This is a genomic window from Vibrio sp. C8, from assembly GCF_054051265.1.
The window spans coordinates 33,554-45,784 of record NZ_JBPAOE010000052.1 but is presented as its reverse complement, the minus strand read 5'-3'; the positions used below and the strand labels follow the sequence as shown (position 1 = coordinate 45,784).

The following is a 12,231-nucleotide window of genomic DNA, read 5'->3' as shown; positions in this document are numbered from 1 at the left end:
AAGTGAAGTCTTTATTTTTCAATTGGAAGTTTAGTTTATATGAAATTAGAACATTACCACCGCTTAACAAAACAAGCTGTCGCACTACTAGAATCAGAAAATGACTTGATTGCGAACTTGTCTAACTTAAGCGCACTACTCAACATGGAATTAGAAGACCTTAATTGGGTCGGTTTCTATCTGATGCGAGAAGGTGAGTTGGTATTAGGTCCGTTCCAAGGCAAACCTGCTTGTGTGCGTATTCCTGTCGGACGTGGCGTATGCGGTACAGCCGTTTCAACTAATAGTGTACAACGTGTTTATGATGTTCATGAGTTTGAAGGTCATATTGCGTGTGACGCTGCCAGCAATTCAGAGATTGTTATTCCTTTTTCAATCAATGGTGAAGTAGTCGGTGTTCTAGATATTGATAGCCCAAGAGTGGGTCGTTTTTCCGAAATTGATGAGGAAGGACTGACATTTTTGATGACAGAAGTTGAAAAGCTGCTCAATTCACAGGCTAACAAAGCATAAATTGTCTTTTGCCTGTGGTTTTTCGTATTCAGGTCACTATAATACCGAACATATTTACTCTTAATGCTCGCGGACAAGCCGCATAAACCAGGAATCCTCATGGAAAACACTGAAAAGTTAAAAAACAGCAAAGAAGTTATTGCGTACATTGCTGAATGTTTCCCTAAATGCTTTACTTTAGAGGGTGAAGCGAAGCCTCTTAAAATTGGTATTTTTCAAGATCTTGCTGAACGCCTTGGCGAAGATCCAAAAGTTAGTAAAACTCAGCTTCGTGCAGCTTTAAGACAGTACACTTCTTCATGGCGTTACCTACACGGCGTAAAACCTGGTGCGGTTCGTGTAGACCTAGATGGAAACGATTGTGGAGAGCTTGAAGAGCAACATGTAGAACATGCACAAGCCGCGTTGGCAGAAAGCAAAGCTCGTGTTGATGCACGCCGTAAAGAACAAGGTAAAAAAGCTCGCGAAGAAGCGAAAGCTAAGCCAAAAGCTAAAAAAGCAGCTCAGCCTCGCCGTCCTCAAAACAAAGGGCCAAAACCAGAAAGTAAACCTGTTGAAACAAGAGCTTTGAATACTGACGAAATCATTGTCGGTAAAGAAGTGAACATCAACATGGGTAAAGGCAACATGGCAGCGACCATTGTTGAAATCAATAAGGAAGACGTGCGTGTTCAACTTGGTAACGGCCTACAAATGGTTGTAAAAGCGGAGCACTTGCGCGCCTAAAGGAGAAACTCCTACGCATGAAATGCCGTTCAAAATGGACTCTGATTGCTGCTAGCGTTTGGCTAGCAGCATCTTCAGCTCAGGCTGTTGAAGCCCAAATTCAAAAGAAAGATTTACCAGTTCTTGCTCCCGAAGCTCAACATGAAACAGCAAGTAAAAGGGTAACTTCTCGTTTTACTCGTTCTCACTACAAGCATTTCAATCTCGACGATCAATTTTCTCAGGAGATTTTTGAGCGTTACGTTGAGCTTCTTGACTACAACCGCAGTCTTTTCACTCAAGCAGACATCGATTCTTTCCAGTCTAAAGCTGTTCAATTAGATGATGAACTCAAGGCAGGTAGCAACGCTATTGCGTTTGAAATCTATAACTTGTCGATGATTAAGCGTTTCGAACGTTTTAAATATGCTTTGTCATTACTCGATAAAGAAATCAAATTTAATACTGATGAAACCATCGAAATTGATCGTTCTAAAGCAGCTTGGCCCAAGAATAAAGCTGAAATTGATGAGTTATGGCGCAAGCGCGTAAAATACGATGCTTTGAGCCTAAAATTGACAGGCAAAGAGTGGCCTGAAATCAAAGAGACGCTGTCAAAACGCTACAACAATGCTATCAAGCGTCTAACTCAAACTCATAGTGAAGATGTTTTCCAACTTTACATGAATGCGTTTGCTCGCCAAATTGATCCGCATACCAGCTATCTATCACCACGCAATGCAGAACAATTCCAGTCTGAGATGAGCTTATCTCTGGAAGGGATTGGTGCTGTTTTACAAATGACGGATGACTACACTGTTATTTCTTCGTTGGTTACTGGTGGCCCAGCTGCAAGCAGTAAGCAATTGTCGGAAGGTGATCGTATTGTCGGTGTTGGCCAGGATGGTGAAGATATCGTCGATGTGATCGGTTGGCGTTTGGATGACGTTGTTCAGTTAATCAAAGGTCCTAAGGGTACTAAGGTTAATCTTGAAATTCTACCTGATGGCAAGGATGTAAAACGTCACGTTGTAACAATTGTCCGAGATAAGATTCGCTTGGAAGACAGAGCTGTTAAATCAGAAGTGATTGAAAAGGGTGGTAAAAAGATTGGTGTTCTCGAAGTACCAAGTTTTTACGTTGGTCTTTCTCAAGATACCGATAAACTGATTACCCAGTTGAAAGCTGACAAAGTGGACGGCATTATTGTTGACTTACGAAATAACGGTGGCGGCGCTTTAACAGAAGCAACGGCATTATCTGGCTTGTTTATTACCAGTGGTCCTGTTGTTCAAGTTCGTGATAGTTATGGTCGCGTAAATGTAAACAGCGATACCGACGGAAAGATCAGTTATTCAGGTCCAATGACGGTATTGATCAATAGCTACAGTGCCTCTGCCTCTGAGATTTTTGCTGCAGCAATGCAAGATTATGGTCGTGCGATTATTCTTGGCGAGAACTCATTTGGTAAGGGTACGGTGCAGCAACACCGCTCTTTGAATCATATCTACGATATGTTCGATAAAGAGTTGGGTTATGTGCAATACACGATTCAGAAGTTTTACCGTATTGACGGTGGTAGTACGCAAAACAAAGGTGTAGTACCTGACATTGCGTTCCCTGCTGCAATTGATGCAGCTGAAACTGGTGAAAGTGTCGAACCAAATGCGCTTCCTTGGGACAGCATTGATCAAGCAAAGTATTCTAAACTTCATGATTTCTCTACGTTAATTGCTTCGCTAACTCAAAAGCATCAGCAGCGCATTACTTCTGACCTTGAGTTTGGTTTTATTCAACAGGATATTGCCAAATATAAAGCAGAAAAAGATGACAACGCTTTATCTTTAAACGAAACGGCTCGTAAGAAGAAAAGTGATGAAGCCGATGCTGAGCGTTTAGCTCGAATCAACAAACGTCAAGTTGATGCTGGAAAAGCAGAATACAAGAGTTTGGATGACGTGCCGAAAGATTATGAAGTGCCAGATGCGTATTTGAACGAATCGGTATCTATCATGGTTGATATGCTTAAATCAGCAAAAAAGTAGAAAATTCAATGTAATAAAAAGGCGAGCTTATAAGCTCGCTTTTTTATACACCTAAAGTTGATATGCAACTTAATGTGATGTATATCAAATAATTTAGCGAAATCTAACATGCGATCCTAAGCTTAAAAAAAGTGAGGGAGATCGCTATGAGATGGATAACCGTTATTTTTGCCTGTGTTGCTTTGACGATAACAGGCCAGTCCTTTGGTTCAATGAATGGGCCAATTAAAGATTTAACCCAGTTTGACCAGCCGTTTCTGCTTGGAGACTGGTATTTGTTAAATCCCGCTCCCGAGGAATCGGAGGAAAACTTCCTCGCCATCAAGCTGAGTTTTGAGTCGGACTATACCTTTAACATTGATATTCAGAAGAAGGATTACAGTGTCGACCACTGGGAAGGTATGTATACGGCAAACAGTGATACGCTGATTCTCGGGTTAAACAGCGATGATCCTCAGGTATATGAGTACAAAAGTAACCACAACCTGCTGTTTTTAAATGGTGTGACCTTTACTAAAGCTTTACCTAATGCATTAGCAGGAATGTGGTCGAGCACTTCACTTTCTGGACAAGACTTTTATGCCGATAAGCTTACGGAAGTGTTACTCATTCTTCAGCCGGACTTTGTGTTCCTGTTTAAAGCCAGTGGCAGTGACGGAAATGAAACCACTCATCAGGGGGTGTATTACATGGAAGGGGATCACCTAGTTTTGCTCTATGAAGACGGCGAACAAGATACTCGCTATACGCTGCAGCAGGACCAGTTAACTTTAGATATGGAAGGCGGTTCTATGTATGCAGTTCTAAATCGTATTCGCTAGCGCAATATTTGAATATTTATTAACCAATTGAATTTTATTTATAAGAGATAGCCAGTGATGGGTATCTCTTTTTTTCTTTTAGGGGTTGTTATTGGTAATAACAAGCCTAAGATCTGTAACTGTCACATATCAATATGTCAAAAGGATTCAGGCAATGGCTCACACACCTCAAGCCAAATATCGTAAAGATTATACTCAACCATCCCATACTATTTCTCAAATAGAACTGACTTTCGATCTGTATGATACAGAGACGACGGTGACTGCTGTTTCACAAATTAAACAAATGAAGGACAGCACAACCTTAGTTTTAGATGGTGAAGATCTTAAGTTACAAGCGCTGAAAGTAAATGGCGTTGATTGGAATGAATACACACAATTAGATGCAGGTTTAGAAATTCGTCAGCTACCAGCGGAGTTCGAGCTAACGGTTATTACTCTCATAAACCCTGAGGCAAATACCGCATTGGAAGGTTTGTATAAATCCGGTGGCGCATTCTGCACACAATGTGAAGCTGAAGGTTTCCGCAGAATTACTTACTATTTAGATCGCCCGGATGTTTTAGCGAAATACACAACAACGGTCATTGCAGATAAAGCTCAATATCCATATCTGCTCAGCAACGGTAACAAAGTTGAACAAGGCGAAGTAGAAAACGGTCGCCATTGGGTGAAATGGCAAGATCCGCATCCAAAACCAGCTTACTTATTCGCTTTGGTTGCAGGTGATTTTGATGTTCTGCGCGATAAATTTGTTACTCAGTCTGGCCGCAATGTAGATTTAGAAATCTTCGTTGATAAAGGCAACCTAGACAGAGCGCATCACGCGATGGTTTCTCTGATTAACTCAATGAAGTGGGACGAAGAACGTTTTGGTCTTGAGTACGATTTAGATATTTACATGATCGTCGCGGTTGATTTCTTCAACATGGGTGCAATGGAGAACAAAGGGTTGAATATTTTCAACTCGAAGTTTGTATTGGCCAATGATCAAACGGCAACAGACACTGATTATCTTGGTATTGAAGCCGTGATTGGTCACGAATACTTCCATAACTGGACAGGTAACCGTGTTACTTGTCGCGACTGGTTCCAGCTAAGCTTGAAAGAAGGCTTAACGGTGTTCCGCGATCAAGAATTCTCTTCAGATTTAGGTTCTCGTGCTGTCAACCGCATCAACAATGTTCGCATTATTCGTGGCCCTCAGTTTGCAGAAGATGCAAGCCCAATGTCGCACCCAATTCGTCCGGATAAAGTAATAGAAATGAATAACTTCTATACGTTGACTGTGTATGAAAAGGGAAGTGAAGTGATTCGAATGATGCATACTTTGCTTGGTGAGGAAGGTTTCCAAAAAGGCATGAAGTTATACTTCGATCGCCATGATGGTACAGCTGCAACGTGTGAAGATTTTGTCGCTGCTATGGAAGATGCATCCGGTGTTGATCTCAACCAGTTCCGCTTATGGTACAGCCAGTCGGGTACACCAACGGTATCCGTAAGCAGCGAATACGATTCTGAAGCAAAAACGTATGCGCTAACGGTTTGTCAGTCGACAGAACCAACGCACGATCAAAAAGAAAAGCAGCCTCTGCATATTCCTTTTGACGTTGAACTTTATGCAAAAGACGGTAGTGTGATTCCTTTGCAGAGCAAAGGTAATCCGGTTGCAAATGTGCTGAATGTAACTCAAGCAGAGCAAACTTTTGTATTTGAGAACGTTACAGAAAAACCAATCCCATCGTTACTAAGAGAGTTTTCTGCACCGGTGAAGTTGGAATATGACTACTCAGATGAAGAGTTAGTATTCCTAATGTCCCATGCGACTAACGAATTTGCACGTTGGGATGCTGGTCAAATATTAATGGCTAAGTATATTCGTGACAATGTAACTCGTGAGCAGCAAGGACAAAAGGTTGAATTACCTGCCGTAGTTGTTGATGCATTCCGCGGTGTTTTACTGAGTGACTCTTTAGAGCCTGCATTTGTTGCCGAGATGCTTTCACTGCCGAGCCATAACGAAGTGTCTGGTTGGTACAAGTGTGTGGATGTTGATGCAATTGCTAAGGTGCTTAAAGCATTCAAAGTTATTCTCGCGACTGAACTTGAAGATGAATTAAGTGCAACATATCAAACGCTAAAACAAAATGAATACACCATTAGCCATGAAGCCATTGGTAAACGCGCGTTACGTAATATCTGTTTGTCCTACCTAGCGTACACCGAGCAAGGTAATGCTTTAGCGGAGAAACAATACAACGAAGCGAACAACATGACTGACACTATCGCAGCTATGAGTGCGGCGAACAGTGCAGGGCTTGCATGTCGTGAAGCCCAAATGGCGGATTACAGCAATAAATGGAAACACGACGGTTTAGTTATGGACAAGTGGTTCACTCTACAGGGCTGTAACCCTGCAAGTGATGCGCTAGAAGTGATCAAGAAAACAATGAATCATGAAGCGTTCAGTTTGAAGAACCCAAACCGTACTCGTAACTTGATTGGTGCTTTCTTAAATAACAACCCAGTAAACTTTCATGCGAAGAGTGGTGATGGCTATCGTTTTGCGGGAGAAATACTTCGCGAGCTCAACAGTAGTAACCCACAAGTAGCATCTCGTTTAATTGACCCTCTGCTTAAATTCCGTAAATACGATGAAGAGCGACAAGGATTAATTAGGAAAGAGCTTGAAGCGTTAAAAGCGATGGATAATTTAGCGCGAGATCTTTATGAAAAAGTCTCTAAAGCACTAGAAGATTAACAATAGGTAGTGGTGGCATTTCGATGCCACCTTTTTTATTTCTAAACCACAATTCATCGCTGCGGTGATTGGTCTATGAAGCATTACTATTTTTCACTCAACATTTCGTATCAAGCCTATCTGGCACACTATTCTGGCGCTGCAAGCTCTGTTTTGGTTGTTACCGAACACGGGCTAAGACTTCAGCTTCCCGCATCGAAATTTCGACCATTTCTTAGCCAAATTGGAGTAAAAGGTCGATTTAGATTGATAACTGACCAAAATAATAAGTTTATAAAGTTAGAAATGCTATGAAGAAAGTTATTACTAGATGTTTAAATAGGAATCTTAGTCACATTCTCAAACATTTGGCTGTGTAGGAATGTTAAAAATATTAACGTTTAGTTCCTAAAACTTTTACAATAAAACATGCATTACCAGCGGTAGGTTATATCCTTACTGCATCCCCTACAAAACATAATTCTAATCTGGAGTCGCCTATGACCGCGCGTGAGACTTTGATGCCGGTTCTACTTGAAAAAGTTTACCAACTGATTCAAGACAAACTTGAGCAAAAACAACAACCTTTGGTTACTCAACTCGCTCAACATTTATTTAGCAATGTATCGCAAGATGATTTAGCTGAAAGAAATGAATCGGATTTATACGGTGCAGTTGTCAGCCTTTGGCATCATATCTGTGAGAAGAAGAGCGATGATTACTCTGTTCGAGTTTTCAACCCAACGGTAAGCCGACATGGTTGGGAGTCTACCCATACGATTGTCGAGATTGTTGTTCCTGATGGTCCTTTCCATGTTGACTCTATTAAGATGGCACTAAGCCGACTAGATTTAACCTCCCACCTGATGCTAAATGGTCCTACTCAAATTGATCGTGATGATATAGGCGCAATCAAGAGTATCAATAACGGAGAAGGGCCTCTTCAGTCTTTATTCCATATCGAAGTTGATCGTTTAAGCAATAAAGCAGAGATGAAAACTCTCCAGGATGAACTGTTAGATATTTTGCTTGATACTGATCTCGTCGTTAAAGACTGGAAACCTATGGTAAACAAACTGGATCAAGTCATCGGTCAACTTGAAGCAAACGCAGATCGTCTTCCTGAATCTGATCGTTTCCAAGAAACCATGGCGTTCTTGCGTTGGTTAGGTGATCACAATTTTACCTTTATGGGTTACAAAGAATACGATCTAGTTGAGATTGAAGGGGATACGACACTTAGACCTACTGAGGAAGCAGGGCTTGGCCTTTTCTCTCAAAGTGATCGCGTTCGTTCAGTAAAGCTTTCTGAGTTTTCAGATTCAGCCCGCCTAGAAGCGAAAAAAGCCTACTTATTAATTCTAACTAAAGGCAATAAGCAGTCTCGTATCCATCGTCCGGCGTATACCGATTACATCGGAATTAAAAAGTTTGATGAAAACGGAAAAGTGGTAGGCGAGCACCGTTTTACCGGTTTGTACACATCAGCGGTATATAATCAAGCAGTCCAAAGCATTCCTCTGATCCGCGAAAAAGTGGAACGTATACTCAGCGCTAGCCGTTACCGTGTTGGTTCATACGCTTATAAAGCGCTGCACAACATTCTAGAAAACTACCCGCGTGATGAACTGCTACAAGCGACAGAAGAAGAATTATTAGAAGTCGGCATGGGTGTAGTACAAATGCAGGACCGAGATCTTCTACGTCTGTTTGTACGCAAAGACCCGTTTGGCCGTTTCTTTAGCTGCATGGTGTATGTAACAAAAGAGCGTTACAACACTGAGTTGCGTCGTCAGACTCAACGCATTTTTAAACAGTATTTTGGTTGTGAACAAGAAGTCGAGTTCACAACGTATTTTTCTGAAAGCCCACTTGCAAGAACTCATTACATCGTCCGTGTTGATAACAACAATATGGACGTGAATGTGAAGAAAATAGAGCAAAACTTAATGGAAGCATCAACAACTTGGGATGATCGTTTGTCTGAAGCGATCGTGGCGAACTGCGGCGAAAGCAAAGGTTTACCACTTTCAAAACAATACCTTCATGCATTCCCACGTTCATATAAAGAAGATGTAATGCCAGCTTCTGCTGTTGCAGATATTGAGCGCCTTGAAGCACTCAATGAAGAAAACAAACTGGGTATGCTGTTCTATCGTCCGCAAGAAGAGACCAAAGATTCTAAAGCGGTACGCCTGAAATTGTATCACCGTGATGAACCTATCCATCTTTCTGATGTGATGCCAATGCTTGAGAACTTGGGCTTGCGCGTGATTGGTGAATCGCCATACGAAGTGATCAAATCAAATGGTCAGGTTTACTGGATCCTAGATTTCTCAATGCTTCATAAGAGTGAAAGCCAAGTTGATCTTCGTGAAGCTCGTGATCGTTTCCAACAAGCATTTGCGGCTATTTGGTATGGTGATCTGGAAAGTGATGGTTTCAACCGTTTAGTTCTAGGCGCTTCTTTAACAGGCAGAGAGGTATCGATTCTTCGTGCTTACGCTCGTTATATGCGCCAAGTAGGTTTCCCATTCAGCCAACAATATATCGAAGATACATTAAGTCATTATCCTGATGTAGCGAAGGGTTTGGTGGATCTGTTTGTACGTCGTTTTGATCCTAAACATAAAGGCGCTCAAAAAGGTCAAACTGATCTGATTAACAAGATCACAGAACAGCTAGATCATGTAGAAAGTCTTGATGATGACCGTATTATTCGTCGCTACATGGAAATGATCCTAGCGACTTACCGCACTAACTACTATCAATTGGATGAGAATAAGCAGCCGAAACCTTGGTTGGCATTAAAGATGAAGCCAAAAGAGATTCCAGAAATTCCGGCTCCTGTGCCTGCTTTTGAAATCTTCGTCTACGCACCAGATATTGAGGGTGTGCATCTACGTGGCGGTAAGGTAGCGCGTGGCGGCTTGCGTTGGTCTGACCGTCAAGAAGATTTCCGTACTGAAATCCTTGGTTTGGTAAAAGCACAGCAAGTTAAGAACACCGTGATTGTACCTGTAGGGGCAAAAGGTGGCTTCGTTTGTAAGAAGCAGTATCTATACAACACACGTGATGAAATTTTTGCTGAAGGTCAGCGTTGTTATAAACGCTTTATTCGTGCGCTATTAGACGTTACAGACAACATTGTAGAAGGTGATCTTGTTGCACCTGTGAGCGTAGTTCGCCACGATGAAGACGATCCGTATTTGGTTGTTGCGGCAGACAAAGGTACTGCAACATTTTCTGACCTTGCTAACTCGGTTTCTGCGGAATACAACTTCTGGTTAGGTGATGCTTTTGCATCTGGTGGTTCTAATGGTTATGACCACAAAGAGATGGGTATTACCGCGAAAGGTGGCTGGGAATCAGTTAAGCGTCATTTCCGCGAAATAGGTATTGATTGTCAAACGACAGACTTCACCGCAGTTGGTGTTGGCGATATGGCGGGTGACGTATTTGGTAACGGTATGCTGCTATCAAAACACATCCGTCTACAGTGTGCATTTAACCACTTACATATTTTCATTGATCCAACACCAGATGCAGCAAGCAGTTGGGAAGAGCGTAATCGCTTGTTCAATCTTCCACGTTCTAGTTGGGAAGACTACAACCCTAAATTGATTTCTAAGGGCGGTGGTATTTTCTCCCGTAAGTCAAAATCCATTACCTTAACGCCAGAAATTCAGAAGATGTTAGGGACTAAAAAAGGATCCGTAGCTCCAAATGAGCTGATTAAGATGATCCTTTGCATGGAAGTTGATCTGTTATGGAACGGCGGTATCGGTACTTACGTTAAGTCTTCGCGTGAAACGCACACCGATGTGGGTGATCGTGCAAACGATGCACTGCGTATCGATGGTCGTGACCTCAACGCTAAGATTGTCGGTGAAGGCGGTAACTTAGGTATGACTCAGCTTGGACGTGTGGAATACGCACTGAAAGGCGGCCGAGTGAACACCGATTTCGTTGATAACGTTGGTGGTGTGGATTGTTCTGATAACGAAGTTAACATTAAGATCTTCTTGAATGGTCTAGTTGCAAATGGCGACATGACGATCAAGCAACGTAACCAAGTACTTGAATCAATGGAAGACGAAGTTGGCGCAATCGTAATTGAAGATGCTTATGTTCAGTCAGAATCGATTTCTGTGACAGAGCAACAAGGTGTTGCTGTCGTTAAAGAACAGATTCGCTTTATTCACCAATTGGAGAAAGCAGGGCATTTGGATCGTGCACTTGAGTATATCCCAGATGACGAAACACTGCTTGAGCGTGAAAAACTTGGTCAAGGTTTAACGCGTCCAGAGCTTTCTGTACTAGTTGCCTACGGCAAGATGGTGTTGAAAGACGAATTGGCTTGTGAAGAGATTGCGAATGACCAGTTCCATGCGCAACAGCTAATGCAATACTTCCCAACTGAGTTACGTCGTAACTATTCACAACACATGCAGAACCATCCGCTACGTGCTGAGATTATTGCAACAGCGCTTGCGAATCAGATGGTTAACGAAATGGGTTGTAACTTTGTAACTCGTTTGCAGGAAGAGACAGGCTCAAATGTTGTAGATATTACCAATGCATATGCGTCTGCCCGAGAGATCTACAAGTTAGGTTCTGTATTGGATGAAGTTCGCAAGCTGGATAACAAAGCAGATGCATTAACGCAATACGAAGTAATGTTCCACGTTCGCCGTACTCTGCGTCGTCTATCGCGTTGGTTGCTACGTAACCGCCCAGGTAAACAATCAGTTCGTGATTTGATTGAGTTGTACCAAGCAGATGTAGAAGCAATCGCCAACAAACTTGATGATGTGCTTGTAGCTGAAGAAGTAGAAGAGCACAACATTATGGCTCAGGCTTGGATCGAGAAAGGTATCGAACCTAAACTGGCTAACTATGTTGCTCGTTTGTCTAGCTTACACTCAGTACTGGATATATCTACAGTAGCTAAGGAAAAACAGAAAACAGTTGAGCAAACAGCCAAATTGTACTTCAACCTTGGCGACCGTTTGTCTCTGCACTGGTTCTTAAAACAGATTAATAATCAAGCGACAGACAATAACTGGCAAGTATTGGCTCGTGCAGCATTCAGAGAAGATCTGGATTGGCAACAACGTCAACTAACCGCCCAAGTGCTTAACTGTGAATGTGCAAGTGGTGAGTTGGATGTCATCAAAGCACTGGAAGAGTGGATGGAAGCAAACTCAGTCTCTTTACACCGTTGGGAAAACATCCTCAATGAGTTCAAAGTCGGTACAGTCCATGAGTTTGCGAAATTCTCTGTTGCATTAAGAGAATTGATGCTGCTCAACTTAAACTGCCAAGCGGTTGAATAAAGTTTGAATTGTTAGCCGAATAAGACAATAATTACGCCCCGTTTAATCGGGGCTTTTTTCTATCGGAG

7 protein-coding genes are annotated in these 12,231 nt (G+C 42.1%); all 7 read left to right on the top strand.

Annotated features, from left to right (window positions below; all coding sequences use genetic code 11):
* The first annotated feature begins 39 nt into the window (after window positions 1-39).
* Entirely contained in the window at window positions 40-513 is a 474-nt protein-coding gene (locus ACRQQK_RS19670; protein WP_457514238.1) for a GAF domain-containing protein, read from the top strand.
* Window positions 514-612: 99 nt separating this feature from the next.
* A complete protein-coding gene (gene proQ, locus ACRQQK_RS19665) occupies window positions 613-1,239 on the top strand; it encodes an RNA chaperone ProQ (protein ID WP_457514236.1) in 627 nt (208 codons plus the stop codon).
* A gap of 17 nt (window positions 1,240-1,256) precedes the next feature.
* Window positions 1,257-3,263: a carboxy terminal-processing peptidase gene (gene prc / locus ACRQQK_RS19660; RefSeq protein WP_457514234.1), complete on the top strand. Its 2,007-nt coding sequence runs from the start codon at window positions 1,257-1,259 to the stop codon at window positions 3,261-3,263.
* 146 nt (window positions 3,264-3,409) lie between these two features.
* Window positions 3,410-4,084, top strand: a complete 675-nt coding sequence (locus ACRQQK_RS19655) for a hypothetical protein (RefSeq protein ID WP_457514232.1) — start codon at window positions 3,410-3,412, stop codon at window positions 4,082-4,084.
* 154 nt (window positions 4,085-4,238) lie between these two features.
* The gene (gene pepN, locus ACRQQK_RS19650) at window positions 4,239-6,845 is read left to right on the top strand and encodes an aminopeptidase N (RefSeq protein ID WP_457514230.1); all 2,607 of its coding nucleotides are present in this window, start codon (window positions 4,239-4,241) and stop codon (window positions 6,843-6,845) included.
* Between the two features lie 75 nt (window positions 6,846-6,920).
* Window positions 6,921-7,139 (top strand): DUF2835 domain-containing protein, encoded by a 219-nt coding sequence (locus ACRQQK_RS19645; protein WP_457514228.1) that lies wholly within the window; start codon window positions 6,921-6,923, stop codon window positions 7,137-7,139.
* A 185-nt stretch (window positions 7,140-7,324) separates the two neighbouring features.
* On the top strand, window positions 7,325-12,163 hold the full coding sequence (locus ACRQQK_RS19640) for an NAD-glutamate dehydrogenase (RefSeq protein WP_457514226.1): 4,839 nt from the start codon (window positions 7,325-7,327) through the stop codon (window positions 12,161-12,163).
* Window positions 12,164-12,231 lie beyond the last annotated feature (68 nt).